The following is a 25,320-nucleotide window of genomic DNA, read 5'->3' as shown; positions in this document are numbered from 1 at the left end:
TTAAGTACCCCTCTCAATTTAAAGTATTCAATTCTTCTATGTAAATGGATAGTATATCACAATATTCTACCTCTAGTATTACCGAAAATGAAGTAAGCTATAAAGGGTAGAAGATATATTTTTACCTAACAAAAAAGCGGGAATATTCCCGCTTCTTTGACTATCGACGTAAGCCAAGCTTTGTGATTAATTCACGGTAACGTGTGATATCGCTATTACGAAGGTAAGTTAGTAAGTTACGACGTTTACCAACCATCTTTAATAGACCACGACGTGAATGATGATCTTTCTTGTGAGTACGTAAGTGCTCGTTTAGAGTGTTAATTTGCTCCGTTAGGACAGCAATTTGAACCTCTGGAGAACCAGTATCAGTCTCATGAGTTCTAAATTGTGCAATGATTTCATTTTTACGCTCTTGTGTTAAAGCCATCCTATTTCACCTCCTATTAATTAAACCCCCAATTACCTAGCAAGCGTCGGTGAGTCGCAATGCCAAGCAATGGTTGTCATAAAGTACATAACATAGAATACTACTTTTCATTTGAAAAAGCAAGTATATTCTTTTCGTTCGCAAAATATTCTTGTGCTATTTTCTTATCTTTTGCAATTTGTTCAACTAACTCATCGATGCCATTGAATTTCTTTTCTTCTCTTATACGCATATGCCACTCTACTGTAACATTTTGATCATATATGTCTTTGTTAAATTCAAATAAGTGCACTTCAATAGATAATTGACGCTCATCTTCTTTAAAAGTTGGTTTATATCCAATATTACATACACCATCGTACCATTCATCGTGAACTTTTAATCTCACTGCATAAACACCTACAGGTGGTAATAGATACTCATCACTTAAACCTATATTAGCTGTGGGAAAACCAATTTGACGTCCACGCTTATCACCGTGTACAACTGTTCCCCCTACTGTATATGCTCTACCTAAAATAGATGGAATTTGTTCCATTTCGCCATTTCGAATTAACTTTCGTAATGCTGTAGAACTTACTTTCTCTTCTTGAAATTCAACTTTTTCAATCACAGTCTGTGTAAACTCCCCTCTTGCATGAAATGGTAAAGTCTCCATCTTTCCTTTTCCTAAACGTCCATATGAATAATCAAACCCTGCTACTACATGCTTTACATTCAAACCAATAATATAATCATCTACAAATTGTTGTGGCAATAAGCCTGCAAACGATTCATCAAATTTAATAACATATAATATATCGATCCCTAAGTTTTCGACTATTTTTTCTTTATCACACATTGGTGTAATATACTCCGCATGCGCTTCCTTTTTTCCTAAAACAACAGATGGGTGCGGATAAAATGTCATAACTGCACTTTTATATCCTCGTTCATCAGCTATTTGTTTCGCAGTTCGAATCACACATTGATGTCCTAAATGAATGCCATCAAAAAATCCTAATGCCATTACAGTAGGTGGTAATTCTAATTTATTTTGTTCATGTGGATGAGTTAAATGAATAAGTTTCACGCTTGAATTCACCTTTTTCTGTAATAATCCTTCCAATAATTCATTATAGCTTTAGTTCTTGATTATTCACAAGTACTTTCATCGGCTTTAGCATACCAGGGTGTTTTGGATGGTGCTCATAAATTGCAAGGCAACGATTATTTGTATCAAACACTGTTATAAATGGCGCCGTTATTTGCAATTCATTTTTTAAGAACATACCATTCTTTATTTTCTCTGCTTGCTTTTCATCTACAACCATTTTCGGAAACTTACTTAATGCTTCATCAATTGAAATGAAGATAGACTCTACTGTTCCATTTTGCACGTTTTCTTCAATTTCTTCAAATGATATGCAATCTTCTAATAAAAACTCACCAGAAGCTGTTCTTACAAGGTGAGACATATGTGATGGGAAACCAAGTTTTTCACCAATCATTACTGCTAACGTTCTTACATATGTCCCTTTACTACACGTTACACGGAAACGGAATGAAATATTTTCTCCCTCAAACACTTCACGGTCATCTAGTAATACAAATTCATGAATTGTAATTGTACGAACTGGACGTTCAACTTCTTGTCCTGCTCTTGCATATTCATATAATTTTTTTCCGTTAACTTTTACAGCTGAAAACATCGGAGGCATTTGTTCAATCGTACCTGTTAATGCAGCAAGAGCCCCTTCTACTTCCTTACGAGTAATAACACGATCTACATTTTTCCTTTCAACAACTTCACCAGAAGCATCTTCAGTTGTCGTTGAAAATCCAAGTGTTACTTCACCTTCATATGTTTTCGTCTCACTTGTTAAAAATTGTGCAATCTTCGTTGCTCGTCCTACACAAATAGGTAATACTCCTGTTACATCTGGATCTAATGTTCCTGTATGACCAATTCGTTTCTCACGCAATATCTTTCTTAATTTAAATACACAATCATGTGATGTCATGCCTTTTGGCTTATGTAATAATACTACACCTTCCATTTATGTTCACCTCATCATAATTCTTTCATATTAATTATCCAAAATTAATTTTGCATTGAAAAAATGGATAGACAAATGTCTATCCATTATTCTTCACGTTTACCGTCTTTATTAATTTGATGTAAAAGTGTATCAATTCGATGACCATATCCGATAGACTCATCAAACTCAAAGGAAATTTCCGGTGTTTTACGAAGACGAATACGCTGGCCAATTTCTGAACGAATGAAACCTTTTGCCTTCGCTAAACCTTTTAATGTACTTTCTTTCTGTTCCTCATCACCTAAAACAGAAATATATACTGTAGCAATTTGTAAATCTCCACTCACTTGTACATCTGTTACTGTAACAAATCCAACACGTGGATCTTTAATTTTACGACTGATGATGTCGCCTAATTCTTTTTTCATTTGCTCGCCTACACGGTTTGCACGTAATTTCATAACTCTTCACCTCATTCAATACCATTCCAATTGTGTTATTGTACGTTCAATTTCAGGAAATGAATCGATGTACTCGAGTACACGATTCATTTCTTTTTCACAAATAACACGATTAGAGGATACAGAAACAATTGCAATTTCTGTACGTTGCCATACATCTTGATGCCCTACTTCTGAAACAGCTACATTATAACGCTGCTTCACACGAGTTAGCACCCGTTGCAAAATTGCTCGTTTCTCTTTTAAAGAATGCACATCGTAAATCATACACTCGAATGAGAGTGAAGCGATAATCATCGCTTCACTTCTTCCATAATGTACGCTTCAATGATGTCCCCTTCTTTAAGATCATTATATCTCTCAATTGTAATACCACACTCATAGTTTTGTGCAACTTCTTTTACGTCATCTTTGAAACGTTTTAACGTATCAAGTTGTCCTTCGAAAATTACTACGCCATCACGGATAATACGCACGCCACTATCACGTGTAATTTTACCGTCAATTACGTAACAACCTGCGATTGTTCCAACTTTTGTTACTTTGAATGTTTGGCGTACTTCCGCTTGACCGATTACTTTTTCTTCGAATTCTGGATCCAGCATACCTTGCATTGCTGATTCGATTTCTTCGATTACTTTATAGATAATACGGTGTAAACGAACATCAACATTCTCTAATTCAGCTGTACGCTTCGCATTCACATCAGGGCGTACGTTAAATCCAATTACAATTGCATTAGATGCAGAAGCTAAAATAACATCAGATTCTGTAATCGCACCTACGCCTGTATGGATAATTTTAACTTTAACACCTTCAACATCAATTTTACGAAGTGACGCTGCCATTGCTTCTACAGAACCTTGTACGTCTGCTTTCACAATTAAGTTAATTTCTTTTACATCGCCTTCTTGGATTTGTTGGAATAAATCTTCAAGGCTTAATTTAGATTTTTCACCACGCTGAGCAAGTAACGCTTCTTGTGCACGTGATTCACCGATTTGACGAGCTTTCTTCTCATCAGCGAATGCCATGAAACGATCTCCCGCTTGTGGTACTTCGTTTAAACCTGTAATTTCAACAGGAGTTGATGGACCAGCAACTTTTACACGACGACCAATATCACTTACCATTGCACGAACACGTCCGAATGAAGTACCAACAACGATTGGATCTCCAACTCGAAGTGTACCGTTTTGAACAAGTAATGTCGCGATAGTTCCTTTACCTTTATCAAGCTGTGCTTCGATTACAGTACCAGTTGCATAGCGGTTTGGATTTGCTTTATATTCTTCTACTTCACTTACAAGAAGAATCATTTCTAATAAGTTGTCAATTCCTTCACCTTGAATTGCAGAAATTGGTACGAAAATTGTATCTCCGCCCCAAGCTTCTGGAACTAATTCATATTCTGTTAATTCTTGCATTACACGATCAGGATTTGCCGCTGGTTTATCCATTTTATTCACAGCTACAATAATTGGTACTCCAGCTGCTTTCGCATGGCTAATTGCTTCAACTGTTTGTGGCATAACACCGTCATCAGCTGCAACAACAAGGATTGTAATATCCGTTACTTGCGCACCACGAGCACGCATCGTTGTAAATGCCGCGTGACCAGGCGTATCTAAGAATGTAATCTTCTTGTCATTTACTTCAACTTGGTATGCACCAATATGCTGAGTAATTCCACCTGCTTCGCCTGCAGTTACTTTTGAATTACGGATAGAGTCAAGTAAAGTTGTTTTACCATGGTCAACGTGCCCCATAATTGTAACTACAGCTGGACGCTCTTTTAAGTTCTCTTCATCATCTTGCTCATCGATGAATGTTTCAAATTCAGTTTCACTTACAACTACTTCTTCTTCTACTTCAATACCATAATCAGTAGCAATTAACTCAATTGTATCTTTATCTAAGTCTTGGTTAATTGTTGCCATAATCCCAAGCATAAAGAGCTTCTTAATAATTTCAGATGGCTCTTTGCTTAATTTTTTAGCAAGCTCACCTACTGTAAGACTTCCAGAGAAAGTAACTTTATCTGGTGTTTCTACAGTTTGTGTTTGTTGTCTTCCAGCAAAGTTATCTTGACGTTTGTCTTCATTTCCTTTGCCTTTTTTCTTTTTCTTATTGCTGTTCTTTTTACTACGAACAACTTTTTCTTCTACTTCAAACTCATCTGCAACAGAAGGTTTTTCAGTTTGATACGCATTATCTAATTTATTTACTACTTCATCTTCTAACATTGTCATATGATTCGAAACCTCGATATTCATTTCTTTTAGTTTTGTCATAAGATCTTTACTTGAGATATTATGTTGTTTTGCATATTCATGCACTCGAATTTTACTCATACCTTCACCCCCGGTAATTTGTATCGAGCATGCTACGCAGCTTTTTCGCAAAGCCCTCATCTAACACAGCTACAACGACTCGCTCGTCTCTCCCAATCGCATGCCCTAATTGTTGTCGATTTTCGACCTTTCTCATTGGTACGTTGTAATACGTCGCTTTATCCGTGATGCGTTTTGTAGTATTTGCTGACGCATCTTCAGATAGCAATACAAGTTTTGCTTTGCCACTTCGTACTTCTTTTAAAACAAGTTCTTCACCCGAAATAATTTTCCGAGCCCGGTTTGCTAGTCCTAAAAACGATTTCCAATCGGACACTTATTTCGACTCCTTCTCAACAAGCTCAAGAAGCTCTTCGTATAGAGAACCGTCGATTTTCGCTTTTAGATGATGTTCCAAAACATTTTTCTTTTGGGCTTGAAGAATACTTTCTTTATCTTTTGATAAATAAGCACCTCGTCCTGATTTCTTTCCAGTTAAATCAATGGACACTTCTCCCTCTTTGGAACGAACAATGCGAACGAGCTCTCGTTTTGATTTCATTTCTTGCGTTGCAACACATTTTCGTAACGGAACTTTTCGATTGCTCATACTCATCACCTCTATTCGATTTCGTCTTCAACTGAATCGAATCCGAATGCGATTACGCTATCTTCTTCTGTTACAATACCAAGTTGTTTCGCATCAGACTCACTCTTAATATCAATTTTCCAACCTGTTAATTTAGCTGCAAGACGTGCATTTTGTCCACGCTTACCAATAGCTAATGACAGTTGGTGGTCTGGAACAACAACTGTTGTTGCTTTTTCTTCTTCATCTACAAGCACTTTAACAACTTGTGATGGGCTTAAAGCATTTGCAACATATTCTACTGGATCATTTGACCAGCGAACGATGTCAATCTTTTCGCCTTTTAGTTCGTCTACAATGCGTTGTACACGTTGTCCTTTCGGTCCTACACAAGAACCTACTGGATCAACATCAATGTTCTCTGCATGTACAGAAATTTTAGAGCGATCGCCTGCTTCGCGTGCTACAGAACGAATTTCAACAGTTCCATCATAAATTTCAGGAACTTCCATTTCGAATAAACGTTTTAAAAGACCAGGATGTGTACGTGATACGTAAATTTGTGGTCCTTTCGTTGTTTTTTCTACTTTCGTAATGAATACGCGAATACGATCATGTGGTTTGTACTGTTCGTTTGGCATTTGCTCACTTACAGGTAATAAAGCTTCTACTTTCCCTAAGCTTACATAGATGAAACGAGCATCTTGACGTTGTACGATACCCACCATGATATCTTCTTCACGGTCACTAAACTCAGAGTAAATAACACCACGCTCTGCTTCGCGCACTCGTTGTGTTACAACCTGTTTTGCAGTTTGTGCTGCAATACGACCGAAATCTTTTGGTGTTACTTCAATCTCTAGTACGTCACCATCTTGATAGTTTGGATTAATTTGTCTTGCTTCTTCAACAGAAATTTCAAGACGTGGATCAAACACATTATCAACAACGTCTTTACGTGCTAAAACTTGAATTGTTCCCACTTCTGGGTTAAAGCTCACACGAACGTTTTGTGCTTGGTTAAAATTGCGTTTATAAGCAGAGATTAACGCTGCTTCAATCGCATCAATAATAATATCTTTGCTAATTCCTTTTTCTGACTCTAATACGAGCAAGGCATCTAACAACTCAGTGCTCATGAAGATCCCCCTTCTAACTAAAACGTAACAGCAAGTCGCGCATTTGCAACTTTATCCATTGAAATTTGGATTTCTTTTTTACGTGTTTTAATTGTTAATAATAATGTAATTGTAGTACCATCGTAGGAAAGTAGCTTTCCTTCAAACATTTTTTCACCATCAATCGGCTCATATGTTTTAATTGCCACTTGTTTTCCTACCGCTTGCTGGAAGTCTTTCTCTTTCTTTAATGGGCGTTCCGCTCCAGGAGATGATACATCCAAAAAGTAAAGATGAGGAATTGGATCCTCTTTATCTAAAGCTTCGCTTAAACGTTCACTTACCGCACCGCATTCTTCAATGTCGACTCCCTTTTCAGAATCGACGAATACGCGTAAGAACCAGTCTTGTCCTTCTTGCACATACTCTACATCTACAAGTTCAAGATTTAACTCTTCAACGATTGGCTGCGCAAATGCTTCTACAACTTCTGTGACTTTCTTATCCATAAACAGCCTCCTTCCTGCCGCCATGTACCATTTACAAGAAAAGACCCCGTCCATAAAAACGGTCCATCTTATTCTTTCTCGTTAGCTAACAAAAGCCCCTGCCGTTAAGCAGGGAATATCTGTCTTAGTATTACCAAATTTAAGAAGTAAAACTTGTAACAAAATATGTATATACGACAGAAATTTCTTACCTCTCCACATCAATAAAACGTAGATAGTAACACGAAAGAGTGGGTTTCCCCACTCTTTTTTTTACACAATATACATGACATGGTTATCTCGGTTAATAGTATACCATAGCAAATGTTGATTTGCAAAGAATTTTCCTACCTATTAGAACAGTGATAACTGGTTTTGATCAGGTAGATCGCCTAAGCAACCTTGACTATCTAAATACTCAATAATTGTTTTCGAAACCTTACTGCGCTGCTGTAAATCTTCTTTTGATAAGAAATCTCCATTTTTGCGTGCTTCTACAATACTTAAAGCTGCATTTGTACCAAGTCCAGGCACTGCATTAAATGGAGGAATTAAAGTATCCCCATCAATAATAAATTCTGTTGCATGTGAACGGTATAAATCAACCTTTTGGAATGAGTATCCACGCTCACACATTTCAAGTGTCATTTCTAGTACTGTTAATAAACTTTTCTCTTTCGGCGCTGCATCCAAACCTTTTTGCGCAATTTCATCAATTCTTACACGTATAGATGCTGAACCTTTCGCCATCGCCTCTACATCAAAGTCATCTGCACGAACTGTAAAGTATGCCGCATAGAATAGAAGCGCGAAATGTACTTTAAAGTATGCAATACGTACAGCCATAAGTACGTAAGCAGCCGCATGGGCTTTAGGGAACATGTACTTTATTTTCTTACATGAATCAATATACCAACCTGGTACATTATTACTTTTCATGTCATCTTCCCATTCTTCCGGTACACCTTTACCTTTACGAACTGACTCCATGATTTTGAAGGCTAATGATGGGTCTAAACCTTGATAGATTAAATATACCATGATGTCATCACGACAACCGATAACTTCACTCAGCGTACATGTACCGTTATAAATTAACTCGTTTGCATTACCAAGCCATACGTCTGTACCATGTGATAGTCCAGAGATTTGGACTAACTCAGAGAATGTCGTAGGTTTCGTCTCTTCTAACATCTGCCTTACGAATTTCGTACCAAACTCTGGTATACCAAGTGTACCTGTTTTACAGTTAATTTGTTCTTCCGTTACCCCTAACGATTCCGGGCCTGAGAAAATTTTCATTACTTCCGGATCGTCTGTTGGGATTGTTTTCGGATCAATACCACTTAAATCTTGTAACATACGAATAACAGTAGGATCATCGTGTCCTAGTATATCAAGTTTCAATAAATTATCATGAATGGAGTGGAAATCAAAGTGTGTCGTTCTCCACTCAGCCCCTATTGAATCTGCCGGAAACTGAATTGGTGAGAAATCAAAGATATCCATGTAATCTGGCACAACGATAATACCACCTGGATGCTGTCCGGTTGTACGTTTTACGCCTGTACATCCTGCTACTAAGCGGTCAATCTCTGCATTTCGAATCGTTAAATTATGATCATTTGCATAACCTTTTACATATCCATAAGCCGTTTTTTCCGCAACTGTACCTATTGTACCCGCACGGTATACATAATCTTCACCGAACAGTACTTTCGTATAGTTATGGGCACGTGGTTGGTATTCCCCGGAGAAGTTCAGATCGATATCGGGTACCTTATCTCCTTTAAATCCAAGGAACGTTTCGAACGGAATATCATGTCCATCTTTCACGTATGGAACATTACATGCAGGACATTCTTTATCCGGCAAGTCAAAACCAGAACCTACAGAACCATCATTAAAGAATTCTGATTGCTTACACTTCGGACATACATAGTGTGGTGGTAATGGGTTTACTTCTGTAATTTCCATCATCGTTGCAACGAATGATGAACCTACCGATCCACGCGAACCTACTAAATATCCGTCTACTAACGATTTTTTCACAAGCTTATGTGAAATTAAATAAATTACGGCAAATCCATGCCCAATAATACTTTTTAATTCTTTTTCTAAACGTGCTTCTACAATTTCAGGTAACTCTTCACCATAAATGCTACGCGCCATTTTATAACTCATATCACGCGTCTCATCATCTGCACCTTCAATTTTCGGTGTATATAGATCATCTTTCACTGGATGAACATCACCAATTAATGATGCAATCTTTTGTGTATTCGTTACAACAATTTCTTTCGCTACGTCTTCACCTAAGAATGAAAAACACTCTAACATTTCATCCGTTGTACGGAAATGTACAGGTGGTAATGAATGTCGGTTTAACGGATTGGCTCCGCCCTGCGAACTGACTAAAATCTTGCGATACATTGCATCCTCTGGATCTATATAATGCACGTTTCCTGTAGCAACAACTGGTTTATCTAACGTCTCACCTAGTTTTACTAAGTTAGAAATAATTGTTTTTAATTGTCCCTCATCTCGAACAAGTTCACGCTCTACTAAATGACGTAACACCTCTGGAGGCATTACTTCAATGTAATCATAGAACTGCGCAATTTCTTCTACCTCTTCAGGAGCTTTTTGCATCATCGCCTCAAACACTTCACCTTTATCACAAGCCGTTCCTACTAAAATTCCTTCACGATATTTTTTTAATAGTGACCTTGGTACTCGTGGTACACGGTAAAAGTAATTTAGGTGAGAATAGGAAACAAGTTTATATAAATTTTTCAACCCTACATCTGATGTCGCAAGTAACGTCATATGACTTGGACGTCCACGCTTATACGCATCCCCTTGCCCCATGCTATCATTTAATTGATCGTGATATTCAAATCCCTTTTCAATCACATCTTTTAACATTTTCACAAGTAAGTACCCTGTTGCTTCTGTATCATAAATCGCACGGTGATGTTGCGTTAATTCAATATCAAGCTTTTTACACATCGTATTTAATCGATGGTTTTTCATTTCCGGGAATAAGAATCTTGCAAGTTCTAACGTATCAATAACAGGATTATTCGTTTTTTCTAGTCCAGCCTTTTTAAAACCTACGTTAATAAAGCCCATATCAAAACTTGCGTTATGAGCAACAAGTGTATGGTCGCCCATCCATTCTTCAAACTTTTTAAACACTTCGTCCACTTCTGGTGCATCCGTTAACATATCATCTGTAATACCTGTTAATTCAATAATCGTCGCAGATAATGGTTGATGTGGATTTGCGAAAGATTCAAAGCGGTCAATAATTTCGCCACCTTTTACTTTTACAGCCGCTAACTCGATAACAGTATCATATACAGCTGATAAACCTGTCGTCTCAACGTCGAAAACAACATAAGTTTCCTCTGCAAGTAAACGATGCGCTTCGTTATATGCAATCGGTACACCATCATTAACTAAATTCGCCTCTACACCATATATAACTTTAACCCCAGCCTTTTTACCCGCAGAATATGCCTCTGGGAAAGACTGCGCAACAGCATGGTCTGTAACAGCGATTGCCTCATGTCCCCATTTACCTGCTTGGGCAACAAGTCTAGAAACAGGAGTAACAGCGTCCATTTGGCTCATCGGTGTGTGAAGATGCAGCTCTACACGTTTTTCACCTTCTGGCGCTTTATCTTTACGAGACGGTCCTGTTATTTCATTTATATCATTTGCAATCATTACTAAATCTCGAACGAATGTATCATTTTGAACAGAACCACGCGCTTTCACCCACATTCCTTTTTTCAAGGATTGCAGCATTGGAATATCTTCTTTGTCACGCGAGAACATTTTGATCATAATTGAATCCGTATAGTCTGTTATTTTTAAAGTTAATAACGTACGGCCACTACGTAGCTCTTTCGTTTCTACATGGAAGACATACCCTTGAACTGTTTTTCTTCTTTCTTCATCTTGAATTTCTCGCATCGGTGTAATCTCTTCATCCGGCTTAATAAGATATCCGAGTACAACCGGTCCTTCATGCACAACGCTACTTTCTTCAGCTTGCTTCTTTGCCATTTCTTCCATAGCTTGTATAACACGTTCACGATCTTCTTGCTGCGTTTGCTCACGAAACTTTTGCATTTCTTCTGTATTTTGCTGTATATGTGTGTCTAACTGAAAACGCGGGAATCCAAAAGTTTCGTATTGATCCCCTACTGGTTTCGCAACGTTTTTCTTTAAAGCAGTAGATTCCAGCTCATTATTCACATTTATTAGCAACTTCACTCCATTCACCTGCGGAAGCTGCTTTTTTAAGTAAGCAAACATAGGTGAAAATGTAATTCGTTCCGTACAAAGTGGCCAATACGCCCTCACTTCTTCTTCTGTAAATTGTTTATTCTCTGTTTCTAATGCAAATGTTGTTCTTGCAATATGAGAAAATGATTGCTTAAGCTTTGTTTCTAGCAATTCATATAATTCTGTAGGCAAAATTCGTGGCACTTGTAAATCAAAATGCCAACTTTTATTCGTTTTATCAATAACGAGCCTTTCAATGCCACCACCTTGTAAATATTGATTTATAAGGTCGTCTGGTATTTGCAACTGCTGGAGCAAAATTTGAAATCGCTCTTGTTGTTCATTTGTTAAAGACATAAGCACTCTCCTTCCATTTGCTATTATAAATTGAAACGTACTACAAAGAAAGATTTCTCCCTTCTTCTTTTACAAAATACGTTTACAAAGAAAGAGAAGGTACCTCATTACGAGGTACCTCTTCTTATTTTAAAATATTTGCAATATATGTTTGAAGTTCTTCTACTTTCACTTCTTCAGACTCGCCTGTAGCACGTACTTTCACTTCTACAATACCTTCGTCTGCTTTTTTACCAACTGTCACGCGAACTGGAAGGCCGAATAAATCTGCATCTGCAAATTTAACACCTGCACGTTCTGCACGATCATCTAGTAATACTTCGTACCCTTGCTCTTGTAATGAGTTGTAGATGTTTTCACCCATTTCACGTTGCGCATCAGATTTCATATTTACTGGAATTACATGCACATGGAACGGTGCAACAGCTTTTGGCCAAACTAAACCGTTCTCATCATTAAACTGCTCTGCGATTGCTGCCACTGTACGAGATACACCGATACCGTAACAACCCATAATAAGTGGTTGTGTTTTTCCGTTTTCATCTAGGAATGTTGCGTTCATTGCTTCACTATAACGAGTTCCTAATTTGAATACATGGCCAACTTCAATTCCGCGTGCGAAAAGAATTGTTCCATTTCCATCTGGAGACTGGTCTCCTTCTTGAATAAAGCGTAAATCTGTATATTGACTTACTTTAAAGTCACGTTCTGGATTTACATTTACATAATGGAACCCTTCTTCGTTCGCTCCTGAACATCCGTTAACAATTGATGCTACAGCATGGTCTGCGATAATTTCGATATCACCTGTTACACCAATCGGTCCTAAAGAACCAACTTCACAGTTTAATAACTCTTTCACTTCTTCATGAGAAGCAAGCTCAACAACTGAAGCGCCGTATACATTTTTCACTTTTACATCGTTTACTTCATGATCACCACGAACAAGTACAACTACTAATTTCTCATCTACTTTAAATACCATAGACTTAATGCACTTGTCAGCTTCAATGTTTAAGAATGCAGATACTTCTTCAATTGCTTTTTGATCTGGTGTTGCTACTTTTTCAAGTGCCTTTTCTGCTTCATCACTCTTCGTATACGTAGCTACCACAGGAGCCATTTCGATGTTTGCTGCATAATTAGATGTATCAGAGTATGCAATTGTATCTTCACCAACTTCAGATAATACCATAAATTCATGCGTATCTTTTCCGCCCATTGCTCCAGAGTCAGCAATAACTGCACGGAAATTCAAGCCACAACGAGCAAAAATGTTAGAGTATGCTTTGTATAAGCGATCGTATACTTCATCTAAACTCTCTTGTGTAGCATGGAAAGAGTATGCATCTTTCATTAGAAACTCTCTTCCACGTAATAAACCGAAACGAGGTCTTTGTTCATCACGGAATTTCGTTTGAATTTGGTACAATGTTAACGGTAATTTTTTATATGATTTCACTTCATCACGTACAAGATCCGTAATTACTTCTTCATGTGTCGCTCCTAATGCGAATTCACGAGCGTTACGATCTTTCATACGCATTAATTCAGATCCGTAAGAATACCAACGGCCTGATTCTTGCCATAATTCTGCAGCTTGCATCGCTGGCATTAATAATTCTACAGCTCCTGCGCGCTCCATTTCTTCTCGAACGATACGTTCTACTTTGTGTAGTACTTTTAATCCAAATGGTAGAAAACTATAAATACCAGAAGCATTTTGACGCATAAAACCTGCACGAAGTAATAACTGATGACTCTTAATCTCCGCATCAGCTGGAACTTCACGTAATGTAGGACTGAATACCATACTTTGTTTCATTTATTCGCACCTCTTCATTTTACTCTTACACGCAGTAAAACCCCTCACCTCGAGTTAGGTGAGGGATTTTATTCTACGAGCTCTATTTCATTATAAGTTTCACTTTATTTTACAAGAAAAACTTACGAATGTCATTCCAAGTTACAACTAACATAAGTAACATTAATAATGCAAAACCAATAAAGTGAACCATTCCTTCTTTTTGGCGGTCAATTGGTTTCCCTCGTAACGCTTCAATTAAGAAGAAGAACAAACGTCCACCGTCTAAAGCAGGGACTGGTAGTAAATTAAATAAACCAAGGTTAATACTTAAAACTGCTGCTAAACTTAATACACGCGTAAATCCATAATCTACGACTTGATCTGTTAGATTATAAATTCCTACTGGACCTGACAACTCATTAATAGAGAATTGACCAGTTACTAATTTCACAAGTGAATCAAAAATTAGTTTTGTCCATTGGTATGTTTGTTCAAATCCTGATTTAATAGAACCCATTACTGTTTTCTCTACTGGAGAGTAAACACCAATTCTACCTACTTCGTCTTTTCCTTCTTTATCGAGTGTTGGCGTTACTTTTACATTAAACTGTTCATTATCACGCTTTACTTGTAACGTAATTTCTTTATTTGGGTTTTCACGTACAATGGTAACAACATCTTTCCATGTACTTGTGTTTTTCCCATCGATTGCTTGAATTGTATCATTTTCTTTTAATCCGGCTTGCTCGGCTGCACTATTCTCCATTACTTTTCCGACCATTGGCTTGTCAACAGGAACACCTTGTACAAATCCAAGAATCACAAAAATAACAAATGCTAAAATGAAGTTCATTGCAGGACCTGCAAAGATTGTTAAGGCACGTTGACCCAATTTCTTGGAGCCGAATTGCCTATTATACGGAGCAATTTGTATTTCTTCACCAGCAGTAATAATACGAGCCTTTTCATTCACTCGGAATGTTTGAAGCTCTTCCTCGTACTCTTCATAGCCCGAAATTGTTAAATTATGCTCTAAATCAGCTTGTTCGACTTCAATGACACGAACATTTGGATACTTTTCATATCCATCAAAAACTAATTTCGCAACTTCGTCTTTTTCATTTAATACAAGGCCAACCTTTTTTCCAGGCTTTAACTCAACTGTGTCTGCATCCTCGCCAGCCATTCTTACATAGCCACCAAGGGGCAGTAATCGAATCGTATACACCGTTTCATTCTTTTCAAATGAGAATATTTTCGGACCAAAACCAATCGCAAACTCACGGCATAAAATACCTGCTCTTTTTGCGAAATATAGATGCCCTAGCTCATGGAAAAATACGAGTGCACCGAAAATTAATATAAAGGCAATCGCTGTATTCAATTCCATACCACCTTTGCTAAATTTGTTCCATCACAAACCGTCTTGTGGTTGCATCAATTTCCAGAATTTCCTCTAAGCTCGGACGTGCAATGACATTGTGATGGTTCATTGCTTTTTCAATGAGGTCTTCCACTGTTAAGAAACCAATTCTCTTTTGTAAAAACGCTTCAACAGCTACTTCATTCGCTGCATTCATTACAGCTGGCATACTTCCACCTGTTTTTCCAGCTTCATACGCAAAACGCAAACAACGGAAACGTTCTTGGTTCATTTTCTCAAAATGCAATGTTCCCATTTCCCATAAATTTAACTGCTTTGTGTCTGAAAGAGGTAATCGATCAGGATATGTAAGTGCGTATTGAATTGGTACTCGCATATCAGGTGAGCCAAGCTGTGCCATCACACTACGATCTTCAAATTCAACCATAGAATGAATAATACTTTCTTTATGTAAAACAACATCGATTTGCTCATAAGGGATACCAAAAAGCCAATGTGCTTCAATTACTTCTAGCCCCTTATTCATCATTGTAGCAGAATCAATTGTAATTTTCGAACCCATTGACCAGTTTGGATGTCGAAGCGCATCTTCTACGGTCACATGATGCAATTCATCTCTCGTTTTATCACGGAAACTTCCACCAGAAGCCGTAATAATTAGTCGAGAAATTCTTTTTTCATTTTCACCATTCAAGCATTGAAAAATAGCTGAATGTTCACTGTCTACTGGAAGTAACGAAACATTATGTTTTCGTGCCGCTTCCATTACAAGATGCCCTGCGGTTACTAACGTTTCTTTGTTTGCAATTCCGATTGTTTTTTTCGCCTCAATTGCACGAAGTGTTGGTAACAACCCTACGCTACCTACAACAGCATTTACTACAATCTCTGCATCTGGATGTAATGCTACTTCTAAAAGCCCTTCACTACCATATACAATTTTTGTATTACCAGAGACAGCTTGTAATTTTAAAACATCTTCCTCTCTTTGCACAGAGACAATTTGCGGAGAAAATTCTTGAATTACCTTTACTGCGTAGTCAATATTTTTCCCTACAGAAAAAGCAACGAGACGGAATTGGTCTGGGTGCGAGCGTAATACATCTAAAGTTTGTGTACCAATTGATCCGCTTGCACCTAATAAACTAATGTTTTTCATGACTCCAACCCCTCGTTCATTTATTAATTGTATTGTAATAAGAAGTAGAGAATTGGTAAAACAAATAACCAACTATCTGTTCGATCTAATATACCACCATGTCCAGGTAAAATTGTACCTGAATCTTTTACGCCATAATGACGTTTAAATGCAGATTGTACTAAATCACCAATTTGTCCAAAAATAGAAATGATAATTGTCAACACAATTAAAATCCCTACATTAGCCTCAACTGGGAAGAACATATTGTAAACAAGTGCCACAACAATCCCACAAACGATGCCGCCTAATGAACCTTCAATCGTTTTATTCGGACTAATTTCTGGCCATAATTTTCTTTTTCCTAATGCTTTCCCTACGAAATATGCGCCTGAATCGGTAGCCCATATAACAAATAATGCGCAAAACACATATTTAATTCCTAAAATTCTCGTTTCATTCAAATATAAGAATCCCATTGCAACATATGTTGTTGCCATTAGTAAAAAGGAAGCATGGTCAAAAGTAAATGTATTCTTAGAAAGGACTGTATATGATAAAAGTAATAAAACAATCACAAATGTGATTTCTAATTTACCTAATCCAATCCAAGTAAACAGTTCTGATGCACTGCTTGGAATTAAAATAACCCATAATAATACTGCAGCTAAAACTGTTGGTATTGAAATAAGCGTAAGCTTATTCATACGAATTAATTCATATAAACCTATAGAAGCAAGTGCATACACTAAAACCGTAAAAGGCACGCCACCGTAAATTACGATGGGAATGAATAGCGCGGCAGCAACCACTCCAGTAATAATTCTCTGTTTCACTACCAAACCCTCTCTTTCTACACGCCTCCGAATCTGCGCCCTCTATGTTGAAAGTCTGTAATCGCATTTAGCAAATGTTCCTCGGTAAAATCTGGCCAATACACATCTGTAAACCAAAACTCCGAATATGCAATTTGCCATAACATGAAATTACTAATACGTAGCTCTCCGCTCGTACGAATTAACAACTCTGGATCAGGTAAAGAACTCGTCATTAAGTAGGAAGAAAGCATTTCTTCACTTACATCTTCAACACGAATTTTTCCTTCCTCACTATCTTTCACCATATGTTGCACAGCAGAAACGATCTCATCTCGACTTCCATAGTTTAACGCGAAATTAAGAATTAATCCCGTATTCTCTTTCGTATCTTCCATGGCCTTTTCCATCGCTCTGCGTGTATGCGTAGGAAGACGATCTTGTTGTCCTATCACTCGGACTTGTACGTTCTCTTCAATCAATTCTGGTAAAAATGTACCTAGAAATTCTTCTGGAAGCCTCATTAAATAGTCAACTTCCTTTTTCGGTCTTTTCCAGTTCTCAGTTGAAAAAGCATAAAGAGTTAACACTTTCACATTAAGTTTGCTTGCAAATTTTGTGATTTTCTTTACAACTTGCATGCCTTCATGATGTCCCGCAATACGAGGCATCGCTCTCCTCTTTGCCCATCTTCCATTACCATCCATAATGATGGCAATATGTTCTGGGATGTATCCTTTTTTCACTTTTTCAACGAGATGATCAAACGATGCGACCTTTTTACTTTTAAAAAAAGGAAAGTTTTTAAACATCATTCATACCCTCCAGCAAGCAGACGTATGCCTAAAAGTGTAAAAAGACCCCCTTAAGAAGAGGGTCATATTTGCGAAGGTATCGCTATTACACTTCCATGATTTCTTTTTCTTTGTTTTTTGCGATTTCGTCAACTTTTGCAATATATTTATCTGTTTCTTTTTGGATATCTTCAGTATATCCTCTTAAATCATCTTCTGTAATATCGCCAGCTTTTTCAAGCTTCTTAAGATCATCGTTACTGTCACGACGTACGTTACGAACAGCAACTTTTGCTTCTTCAGCATATTTTTTCACAACTTTTACAAGATCGCGACGACGCTCTTCTGTTAATGCAGGGAATGCAATACGAATTACAGTTCCATCATTAGAAGGATTTAAGCCTAAATCTGCTTTTAAGATTGCTTTTTCAATATCACCGATAGAAGTTTTATCATAAGGTTGAATTACAAGTAAACGTGCTTCTGGAACTGTAATGTTCGCTAATTGCACAACAGGTGTTGGTGCACCATAGTAATCAACTTGTACCTTATCTAATACAGACGAGCTTGCACGACCTGCGCGAACTGTTGCCAATTCACGAGAGTAAGCAGCAACTGCTTTTTCCATTTTTTCATTTGAAGACTTCAATACTTGTTGTCCCATATTTATTTCCCCCTTACAACTGTTCCGATATTTTCGCCTAAAACGGCACGTTTAATGTTACCTTTTTCCATAACCGAGAATACAATTAATGGAATATCATTGTCCATACATAAAGAAGAAGCTGTTGAATCCATTACACCTAAACCTTCTTTTAATACATCTAAGTAAGTAAGTGTTTCGTATTTCGTAGCTGTTGGGTCAAGAGATGGATCTGCATTATATACGCCATCTACATTGTTTTTCGCCATTAAGATAACGTCTGCTTCGATTTCCGCTGCACGTAGTGCTGCCGTTGTATCTGTAGAGAAATATGGGTTACCTGTACCTGCTGCAAAGATCACAACACGTTTTTTCTCTAGATGACGAATTGCTTTACGACGAATGTAAGGCTCTGCTACTTGACGCATTTCGATTGAAGTTTGAACACGAGTTTGAATTCCAATGTTCTCTAGGCTATCTTGAAGAGCTAATGAGTTCATAACTGTTGCTAACATACCCATGTAATCTGCTCCAGCACGATCCATTCCCATTTCACTTCCGATTTTTCCACGCCAAATGTTTCCGCCACCAACAACAACAGCAACCTCTACATCAAGTTCTGCAATTTCTTTCACTTGTTCCGCAACTGATTTAATAACAGACGGGTTAATTCCAAATCCTTGTTCGCCAGCTAACGCTTCTCCGCTTAGCTTTAATACGACACGATTATATTTCGGTTTACTCATAATGAACCTCCAATTGCTTACATCTTTATTTTAAAAAAGGGAACACAATGTGTTCCCTAATCTTTATTAGTTGCTACCTTTTACTTGGTTCATTACTTCTTCAGCAAAGTTGTCTTCGCGTTTTTCGATACCTTCACCAACAGCGTAGCGAACGAATCCTTTTAATGTTCCGCCTTTAGACTCAACGAACTGGCGAACTTTCATATCAGGGTTTTTAACGAATGCTTGGTCAAGTAAGCAAATTTCTTCGAAGAATTTGCCTAGACGGCCTTCAACCATTTTTGCAACGATTTTTTCAGGCTTGCCTTCGTTTAAAGCTTGTTGTGTCAATACTTGACGCTCATGCTCAACTTCTTCAGCTGTTACAGCATCGCGGTCGATGTATTTAGGGTTAACTGCTGCGATGTGCATTGCTACATCTTTAGCAGCAGCTTCGTCAGTAGAACCTTCAAGAACTGTTAATACACCAATACGTCCACCCATGTGTAGGTAAGCGCCGAATGCATCAGCATCAGTTTTTGATACGATTTCGAAACGACGAAGTGTAAGTTTTTCACCAATTTTAGCGATTGCTTCGTTGATGTGCTCTTCTACTGTTTTGCCGCCTTCGATTGTTTGAGCCATAGCTTCTTCAATGTTAGCTGGTTTGTTAGTTAATAAGTGTGCAGCTAATTCTTTAATTAATGCTTGGAAACCTTCGTTTTTCGCAACGAAATCAGTTTCAGAGTTTAATTCTAAGATTAAACCTTCGTTACCGTTTGTTTCGATGAAAGTTAAGCCTTCAGCAGCGATGCGGTCTGCTTTTTTAGCAGCTTTTGCAATACCTTTTTCACGTAAGAAGTCAATTGCTTTCTCCATGTCGCCATTAGTCTCAGTTAAAGCTTTTTTGCAGTCCATCATACCTGCGCCTGTTTTTTCACGAAGTTCTTTTACCATTTGTGCAGTGATTGCCATATTTTTCATCCTCCTAAAATATGTATTTATACCTTTTATAAAGGTGTTTATACCTTAAAAAAGGTGATAAAAGGCCGAACCCCTTATCACCTTTCCAAATTTGTTACGCAGTAACAGTTTCTTCACCTTGTTTTGCTTCAAGGATCGCGTCTGCCATTTTAGATGTAAGAAGTTTTACAGCACGAATTGCATCATCGTTTGCTGGGATAACGTGATCGATTTCGTCTGGATCACAGTTTGTATCAACGATACCGATGATTGGAATGTGTAATTTGCGTGCTTCAGCAACTGCAATACGCTCTTTACGAGGGTCTACTATGAATAATGCACTTGGAAGACCTTTCATATCTTTAATACCGCCTAAGAATTTCTCAAGACGCTCTAACTCTTTTTTAAGTTGAACAACTTCTTTCTTAGGAAGTACTTCGAAAGTACCATCTTCTTGCATTCTTTCGATGTCTTTAAGACGCTTGATACGCTTTTGGATTGTTTGGAAGTTTGTTAAAGTTCCACCTAACCAACGTTGGTTAACGAAGTACATACCAGCACGAGTTGCTTCTTCTTTAATAGCTTCTTGTGCTTGTTTTTTAGTACCTACGAATAAAATGTCTCCACCTTCAGCAGCGATGTCGCGCATCGTTCTGTAAGCTTCCTCAACTTTTTTCACAGTTTTTTGTAAGTCGATGATGTAGATACCGTTACGCTCTGTGAAAATGTAACGCTTCATTTTTGGGTTCCAACGACGAGTTTGATGTCCGAAATGAACACCAGCTTCAAGCAATTGCTTCATAGAAATTACTGACATAATATAGTTCCTCCTAAATGGTTTTTGATATCCTCCGTTTACTTCATCTCTAAGCGAAACTACAAACGTAGCACCAACACTTAAATCAGCAAACGTGTGTACTTTGTACTGACACCACTGCTTACTATATCATACTGAAATATTACAATCAAGTCGAAAATGCGAACAATGTAAAACTTTCTTTGTTCACACTCGAATTCTAGTATTACCAACCTGCATTTCTTTTAAGCAAAAAAGTGAAATTCAACTCATAGCTTTTCCAAAGAACACGATTATGACGCTTTTTACAGACACCATTAATCTTTTACACACAAAAAACTCTCCTCAAAAAACGAGGAGAGTTTTATAAATTAGTTTGTTTTTAATTTAGCAAGTTCCTGTAGAAACTTGTCGTTTAGCACTTTAATGTATGTTCCTTTCATACCTAAAGAGCGAGACTCAATAACACCAGCACTTTCTAATTTACGTAGTGCATTTACGATTACAGAGCGAGTAATTCCTACGCGATCAGCAATTTTACTTGCAACAAGTAAACCTTCTGTTCCATTTAATTCTTCGAAGATATGCTCGATTGCTTCTAACTCACTGTAAGATAATGAGCTAATCGCCATTTGAACAACAGCTTTACTACGTGCTTCCTCTTCGATTTCTTCTGCTTTTTCACGTAAGATTTCCATACCTACTACAGTTGAACTGTATTCAGCAAGGATTAAATCATCGTCTAAGAACTCTTGACCAAGACGAGCTAACACTAATGTGCCTAGACGCTCACCACCACCAACGATTGGTACGATTGTAGTTAAACCTTGACCGAATAATTCTCTATTTTCTACTGGGAATGCTGTGTAAGCACTGTTTACATCTAAGTTTGAAGACGTTTCTGTAATGTTGAATAAGCTTTGCGTGTACTCTTCCGGGAATTGACGCTCTGCAAGCATTTGTTTCATACGCTCATTCTCAATTTGTTGGTGAATTGCATAACCTAGTAATTTACCACGACGACTTACTACGAATACGTTCGCTTCAATTACTTCACACATTGTGTCAGACATTTCTCTAAAGTTTACAGGCTTTCCTGCTGCGCTCTGTAATAACGCATTTAATTTTCTTGTTTTTGCTAATAATTCCATTTCAAAAGTTCCTCCTACATGTTACTTACATATTTTTTCATCACTTGGAAACTAGGGCGAGTCACCTGATGACACTATTACAAAATAAACTGGCTCACATCTTTATTTTTAGCAATCGTTGCTAATTTCTCCTCAACGTATTGAGGTGTTATCGTTATTTTCTCTAACGTAATTTCAGATGCTTCAAACGATAAATCTTCAAGGAGTTTCTCCATAATCGTATGAAGTCTTCTTGCTCCAATATTATCTGTATCCTGATTAACTTGATAAGCAATCTCAGCAATCTTACGAATAGCTTCGTCTGAAAATTCAATTTCTATACCTTCAGTCGCTAATAAAGCCATATATTGTTTAATTAACGCATTGTCAGGCTCGATTAATATTTTAACAAAATCATCTGTCGATAATTTTGTTAATTCTACTCGAATCGGAAATCTCCCTTGCAGTTCCGGAATTAAATCCGACGGTTTAGACATATGAAACGCTCCAGCTGCAACGAATAAAATATAATCCGTTTTTACTGATCCGTATTTTGTCGCAACATTCGATCCTTCTACAATTGGTAAAATGTCACGTTGCACACCTTCACGTGATACATCTACGCTATTCGACTGCTTACCAGCAATTTTGTCAATTTCATCGATAAAAATAATCCCGAGCTGTTCAGCACGATAAACAGCCTCTTGTGTAACTTCATCCATATCAATTAAGCGCTGTGCTTCCTCATTTGTCAAGAGTTTTCTTGCTTCTTTCACAGAAAGTTTACGTTTTTTTGTTTTTTTCGGCATAAAACTTCCTAATGCATCCTGGAAATTCATTCCCATTTGTTCCATACCAGTTCCTTGTAACATATCGAACATGGAAGACTGTTGCTCAGTCACTTCAATCGATACAATTTCATCTTCAAGAAGTCCTGCAGCAAGCTTTCTTTCCACATCTTGACGTTTCTTTTCGATTTCACCATCTTCCTGTGCATCAGATGTTTGATTCGAATTTTGAGCACCGCCAAATAGCATTTCTAATGGGTTTTTAAATCCAGATTGTTTCTCCGGACTCGGCACTAAAATTTCAACAAGACGTTGGTTCGCTTGTTCTTCTGCTTTGTCTTGTACTTTAATTACCATTTCTTCTTTCACGATACGAACTGACGTTTCCACAAGGTCACGTACCATCGATTCTACATCTCTACCTACATATCCAACTTCTGTAAATTTGGTAGCTTCAACCTTAATAAAAGGTGCTCCAACGAGTTTCGCCATTCGTCGTGCTACCTCTGTTTTACCAACACCTGTCGGTCCAATCATTAAAATATTTTTAGGCGCAATTTCATCACGTAGATTTTCAGCTAATTTACTTCGACGATATCGATTTCTTAAAGCTACAGCAACCGCTTTCTTCGCATCTTTTTGACCGATAATGTATTGATCTAATTTTTCCACAATTTGACGCGGAGTAAAATGTAAATGCATATAAAATGCCTCCCTTACGATTCTACAATTCTTCCACAATTATATTGTGGTTTGTATAAACACAAATATCGCCAGCAATGTCTAAACTCGCTTTCGCAATTTGCTTCGCTGTTAAATGTTCACTTGCATATTGCTTTAAAGCACGACCTGCAGAAAGCGCATAATTCCCACCAGATCCAATCGCTAAAATCCCATCATCTGGTTCAATCACTTCTCCTGTACCTGAAACAAGAAGCATAGTTGTTTTATCCATGACAATGAGCATCGCTTCTAGCTGACGTAACATTTTGTCGCCACGCCATTGTTTTGCCATCTCAACTGCAGCACGCTGCAAGTTCCCATTGTACTCTTCTAATTTCCCTTCAAACATTTCAAAAAGAGTAAATGCGTCAGCAACGGAACCTGCAAAGCCAGCTAAAACTTTCCCTTGGAAAAGTTTACGGACTTTACGAGCTGTATGTTTCATTACAACTGCATTTCCCATTGTCACCTGACCATCTCCAGCCATTGCACATTCTCCATTATGATGAACTGCAAATATCGTTGTAGCGTGGAAATTTCCCATAGAAAAAACTCCTTTATATGTTTTTATAGCTTTAAAAGCAATTTATGCCCGCGGGTGATGCTTCATGTAGACCGAACGCAATCTTTCTTTAGAGACATGCGTATAAATTTGTGTCGTCGACAAATTCTCATGACCGAGTAGCTCCTGTACAGTACGTAAATCTGCCCCTTCATCTAACATATGTGTAGCAAATGTATGCCTTAACATATGGGGACTTATCCGCATTGTCAGTGAAGCCTTCTTAATGAGTTCGTTTAATACATAGCGTACCCCTCGACTTGTTAGCGGCGTGCCTTTCGCATTTAAAAATACCATATGAGAGTGTTCTTCAGTTTTGTGAGCCAACTGTTTTCTCCCGTTCTCTATATAAGTAATTAAAGCATCTTGCGCATAGCTTCCGAACGGAATATACCTTTGTTTTTTTCCTTTTCCCATTACTAAAATTGTTCCCACCGCGAAGTCAATATCGGTAAGTTGTAAATTGACACATTCACTCACACGGATTCCAGTCGCATACATCAACTCTAATAAAGCTTGATTCCTTTGACCTAGCGGTGTTTCCGTATCAGCAACTTCAAATAATTCCTCTAATTCTTCAGCATATAAAAACTTTGGGATTGACAATTCTTTTTTGGGGAGTGACGCAAGTGCAAACGGATTATCTTTCCGATAACCTTCACGCATCAAAAAACGATATAAACTTCGTAAGCTTGATACTTTTCTTGCGACAGATTTACGGGCTAACTTTTCATCGTGCAACGTCGTTAAGTACAAACGAACATCCGCGTATGTAACATCTAAAAAAGAGGATATGCCTTCTCGCTCCATAAATTGCACAAAATGTTCTAAATCATTTTGATAACTTGCAATTGTATATTTTGAATAATTTCTTTCAATTTGTAAATATCCAACGAATAATTGTAACAATTTCTTCACATTCACACAATTCACCTCAATAAAGGCTACTAAATCGT

At 37.6% G+C, this 25,320-nt stretch carries 24 protein-coding genes; all 24 read right to left on the bottom strand.

All coding sequences use genetic code 11. The features are described from left to right. Nucleotides 1-160: 160 nt before the first annotated feature. Complete coding sequence (rpsO, locus tag JDS99_RS06535) at nucleotides 161-430, bottom strand: 30S ribosomal protein S15 (protein ID WP_001229392.1); 270 nt, start codon at nucleotides 428-430, stop codon at nucleotides 161-163. A gap of 100 nt (nucleotides 431-530) precedes the next feature. After that, nucleotides 531-1,502, bottom strand: coding sequence for a bifunctional riboflavin kinase/FAD synthetase (gene ribF, locus JDS99_RS06530; protein WP_088123292.1), 972 nt, complete (start codon nucleotides 1,500-1,502; stop codon nucleotides 531-533). 43 nt (nucleotides 1,503-1,545) lie between these two features. Next, a complete protein-coding gene (gene truB / locus JDS99_RS06525; RefSeq protein ID WP_046957399.1) occupies nucleotides 1,546-2,469 on the bottom strand; it encodes a tRNA pseudouridine(55) synthase TruB in 924 nt (307 codons plus the stop codon). Nucleotides 2,470-2,555: 86 nt separating this feature from the next. After that, nucleotides 2,556-2,912, bottom strand: coding sequence for a 30S ribosome-binding factor RbfA (rbfA, locus tag JDS99_RS06520; protein WP_000776445.1), 357 nt, complete (start codon nucleotides 2,910-2,912; stop codon nucleotides 2,556-2,558). A 15-nt stretch (nucleotides 2,913-2,927) separates the two neighbouring features. After that, nucleotides 2,928-3,209: a DUF503 domain-containing protein gene (locus JDS99_RS06515; protein WP_000582364.1), complete on the bottom strand. Its 282-nt coding sequence runs from the start codon at nucleotides 3,207-3,209 to the stop codon at nucleotides 2,928-2,930. Beyond that, nucleotides 3,206-5,266 (bottom strand): translation initiation factor IF-2, encoded by a 2,061-nt coding sequence (gene infB / locus JDS99_RS06510; protein ID WP_000036353.1) that lies wholly within the window; start codon nucleotides 5,264-5,266, stop codon nucleotides 3,206-3,208. Before infB ends, JDS99_RS06515 begins: the two co-directional genes overlap by 4 nt. A 4-nt stretch (nucleotides 5,267-5,270) precedes the next feature. Beyond that, entirely contained in the window at nucleotides 5,271-5,582 is a 312-nt protein-coding gene (locus JDS99_RS06505; RefSeq protein ID WP_001286521.1) for a YlxQ family RNA-binding protein, read from the bottom strand. Continuing rightward, entirely contained in the window at nucleotides 5,583-5,855 is a 273-nt protein-coding gene (gene rnpM, locus JDS99_RS06500; RefSeq protein ID WP_000071127.1) for an RNase P modulator RnpM, read from the bottom strand. It abuts the gene before it with no gap. 11 nt (nucleotides 5,856-5,866) lie between these two features. Next, entirely contained in the window at nucleotides 5,867-6,973 is a 1,107-nt protein-coding gene (nusA, locus tag JDS99_RS06495) for a transcription termination factor NusA (protein ID WP_000102596.1), read from the bottom strand. A gap of 17 nt (nucleotides 6,974-6,990) precedes the next feature. Then, on the bottom strand, nucleotides 6,991-7,461 hold the full coding sequence (gene rimP / locus JDS99_RS06490) for a ribosome maturation factor RimP (protein WP_199694790.1): 471 nt from the start codon (nucleotides 7,459-7,461) through the stop codon (nucleotides 6,991-6,993). 333 nt (nucleotides 7,462-7,794) lie between these two features. Further along, nucleotides 7,795-12,096: a PolC-type DNA polymerase III gene (locus JDS99_RS06485; RefSeq protein WP_048545990.1), complete on the bottom strand. Its 4,302-nt coding sequence runs from the start codon at nucleotides 12,094-12,096 to the stop codon at nucleotides 7,795-7,797. Between the two features lie 124 nt (nucleotides 12,097-12,220). Then, nucleotides 12,221-13,921 (bottom strand): proline--tRNA ligase, encoded by a 1,701-nt coding sequence (locus JDS99_RS06480; protein WP_046956487.1) that lies wholly within the window; start codon nucleotides 13,919-13,921, stop codon nucleotides 12,221-12,223. Nucleotides 13,922-14,030: 109 nt separating this feature from the next. Next, a complete protein-coding gene (rseP, locus tag JDS99_RS06475) occupies nucleotides 14,031-15,287 on the bottom strand; it encodes an RIP metalloprotease RseP (RefSeq protein ID WP_001090238.1) in 1,257 nt (418 codons plus the stop codon). Nucleotides 15,288-15,303: 16 nt separating this feature from the next. After that, the gene (dxr, locus tag JDS99_RS06470; RefSeq protein WP_000790363.1) at nucleotides 15,304-16,446 is read right to left on the bottom strand and encodes a 1-deoxy-D-xylulose-5-phosphate reductoisomerase; all 1,143 of its coding nucleotides are present in this window, start codon (nucleotides 16,444-16,446) and stop codon (nucleotides 15,304-15,306) included. 23 nt (nucleotides 16,447-16,469) lie between these two features. Then, nucleotides 16,470-17,261, bottom strand: a complete 792-nt coding sequence (cdsA, locus tag JDS99_RS06465; protein WP_048545995.1) for a phosphatidate cytidylyltransferase — start codon at nucleotides 17,259-17,261, stop codon at nucleotides 16,470-16,472. A 17-nt stretch (nucleotides 17,262-17,278) separates the two neighbouring features. Continuing rightward, complete coding sequence (gene uppS / locus JDS99_RS06460; RefSeq protein ID WP_000971311.1) at nucleotides 17,279-18,055, bottom strand: isoprenyl transferase; 777 nt, start codon at nucleotides 18,053-18,055, stop codon at nucleotides 17,279-17,281. 85 nt (nucleotides 18,056-18,140) lie between these two features. Continuing rightward, complete coding sequence (gene frr, locus JDS99_RS06455) at nucleotides 18,141-18,698, bottom strand: ribosome recycling factor (protein ID WP_000531506.1); 558 nt, start codon at nucleotides 18,696-18,698, stop codon at nucleotides 18,141-18,143. Between the two features lie 2 nt (nucleotides 18,699-18,700). Next, nucleotides 18,701-19,423, bottom strand: a complete 723-nt coding sequence (gene pyrH, locus JDS99_RS06450) for a UMP kinase (protein WP_000042666.1) — start codon at nucleotides 19,421-19,423, stop codon at nucleotides 18,701-18,703. A 66-nt stretch (nucleotides 19,424-19,489) separates the two neighbouring features. Continuing rightward, complete coding sequence (gene tsf, locus JDS99_RS06445) at nucleotides 19,490-20,377, bottom strand: translation elongation factor Ts (RefSeq protein ID WP_048545999.1); 888 nt, start codon at nucleotides 20,375-20,377, stop codon at nucleotides 19,490-19,492. 103 nt (nucleotides 20,378-20,480) lie between these two features. Then, the gene (rpsB, locus tag JDS99_RS06440) at nucleotides 20,481-21,182 is read right to left on the bottom strand and encodes a 30S ribosomal protein S2 (RefSeq protein WP_048546000.1); all 702 of its coding nucleotides are present in this window, start codon (nucleotides 21,180-21,182) and stop codon (nucleotides 20,481-20,483) included. Nucleotides 21,183-21,532: 350 nt separating this feature from the next. Beyond that, nucleotides 21,533-22,312: a GTP-sensing pleiotropic transcriptional regulator CodY gene (gene codY, locus JDS99_RS06435; protein WP_000421290.1), complete on the bottom strand. Its 780-nt coding sequence runs from the start codon at nucleotides 22,310-22,312 to the stop codon at nucleotides 21,533-21,535. A gap of 77 nt (nucleotides 22,313-22,389) precedes the next feature. Further along, nucleotides 22,390-23,781: an ATP-dependent protease ATPase subunit HslU gene (gene hslU / locus JDS99_RS06430; protein ID WP_060488429.1), complete on the bottom strand. Its 1,392-nt coding sequence runs from the start codon at nucleotides 23,779-23,781 to the stop codon at nucleotides 22,390-22,392. A gap of 22 nt (nucleotides 23,782-23,803) precedes the next feature. Further along, nucleotides 23,804-24,346 (bottom strand): ATP-dependent protease proteolytic subunit HslV, encoded by a 543-nt coding sequence (gene hslV / locus JDS99_RS06425; RefSeq protein ID WP_000526271.1) that lies wholly within the window; start codon nucleotides 24,344-24,346, stop codon nucleotides 23,804-23,806. 42 nt (nucleotides 24,347-24,388) lie between these two features. Next, on the bottom strand, nucleotides 24,389-25,288 hold the full coding sequence (gene xerC / locus JDS99_RS06420) for a tyrosine recombinase XerC (RefSeq protein ID WP_001101235.1): 900 nt from the start codon (nucleotides 25,286-25,288) through the stop codon (nucleotides 24,389-24,391). Nucleotides 25,289-25,320: the final 32 nt, after the last annotated feature.

The organism is Bacillus cereus group sp. N6, assembly GCF_016483705.1.
Classification (GTDB): Bacteria; Bacillota; Bacilli; order Bacillales; family Bacillaceae_G; genus Bacillus_A; species Bacillus_A wiedmannii.
Note: the sequence above shows the minus strand (reverse complement) of the source record. Positions and strands in the feature narration are given on the sequence as shown.

Excerpts from the sequence above, each read along its gene's own strand:
- truB (WP_046957399.1), bottom strand. The coding sequence starts at position 2,469 with ATGGAAGGTGTAGTATTATTACATAAGCCAAAAGGCATGACATCACAT.
- hslV (WP_000526271.1), bottom strand. The coding sequence starts at position 24,346 with ATGGGAAATTTCCACGCTACAACGATATTTGCAGTTCATCATAATGGA.
- tsf (WP_048545999.1), bottom strand. The coding sequence starts at position 20,377 with ATGGCAATCACTGCACAAATGGTAAAAGAACTTCGTGAAAAAACAGGC.
- JDS99_RS06480 (WP_046956487.1), bottom strand. The coding sequence starts at position 13,921 with ATGAAACAAAGTATGGTATTCAGTCCTACATTACGTGAAGTTCCAGCT.
- rimP (WP_199694790.1), bottom strand. The coding sequence starts at position 7,461 with ATGGATAAGAAAGTCACAGAAGTTGTAGAAGCATTTGCGCAGCCAATC.
- rnpM (WP_000071127.1), bottom strand. The coding sequence starts at position 5,855 with ATGAGCAATCGAAAAGTTCCGTTACGAAAATGTGTTGCAACGCAAGAA.
- pyrH (WP_000042666.1), bottom strand. The coding sequence starts at position 19,423 with ATGAGTAAACCGAAATATAATCGTGTCGTATTAAAGCTAAGCGGAGAA.
- rpsB (WP_048546000.1), bottom strand. The coding sequence starts at position 21,182 with ATGTCAGTAATTTCTATGAAGCAATTGCTTGAAGCTGGTGTTCATTTC.
- frr (WP_000531506.1), bottom strand. The coding sequence starts at position 18,698 with ATGGGACAACAAGTATTGAAGTCTTCAAATGAAAAAATGGAAAAAGCA.
- infB (WP_000036353.1), bottom strand. The coding sequence starts at position 5,266 with ATGAGTAAAATTCGAGTGCATGAATATGCAAAACAACATAATATCTCA.
- codY (WP_000421290.1), bottom strand. The coding sequence starts at position 22,312 with ATGGAATTATTAGCAAAAACAAGAAAATTAAATGCGTTATTACAGAGC.
- JDS99_RS06515 (WP_000582364.1), bottom strand. The coding sequence starts at position 3,209 with ATGATTATCGCTTCACTCTCATTCGAGTGTATGATTTACGATGTGCAT.
- dxr (WP_000790363.1), bottom strand. The coding sequence starts at position 16,446 with ATGAAAAACATTAGTTTATTAGGTGCAAGCGGATCAATTGGTACACAA.
- uppS (WP_000971311.1), bottom strand. The coding sequence starts at position 18,055 with ATGATGTTTAAAAACTTTCCTTTTTTTAAAAGTAAAAAGGTCGCATCG.
- rpsO (WP_001229392.1), bottom strand. The coding sequence starts at position 430 with ATGGCTTTAACACAAGAGCGTAAAAATGAAATCATTGCACAATTTAGA.
- nusA (WP_000102596.1), bottom strand. The coding sequence starts at position 6,973 with ATGAGCACTGAGTTGTTAGATGCCTTGCTCGTATTAGAGTCAGAAAAA.
- JDS99_RS06485 (WP_048545990.1), bottom strand. The coding sequence starts at position 12,096 with ATGTCTTTAACAAATGAACAACAAGAGCGATTTCAAATTTTGCTCCAG.
- hslU (WP_060488429.1), bottom strand. The coding sequence starts at position 23,781 with ATGCATTTACATTTTACTCCGCGTCAAATTGTGGAAAAATTAGATCAA.
- rbfA (WP_000776445.1), bottom strand. The coding sequence starts at position 2,912 with ATGAAATTACGTGCAAACCGTGTAGGCGAGCAAATGAAAAAAGAATTA.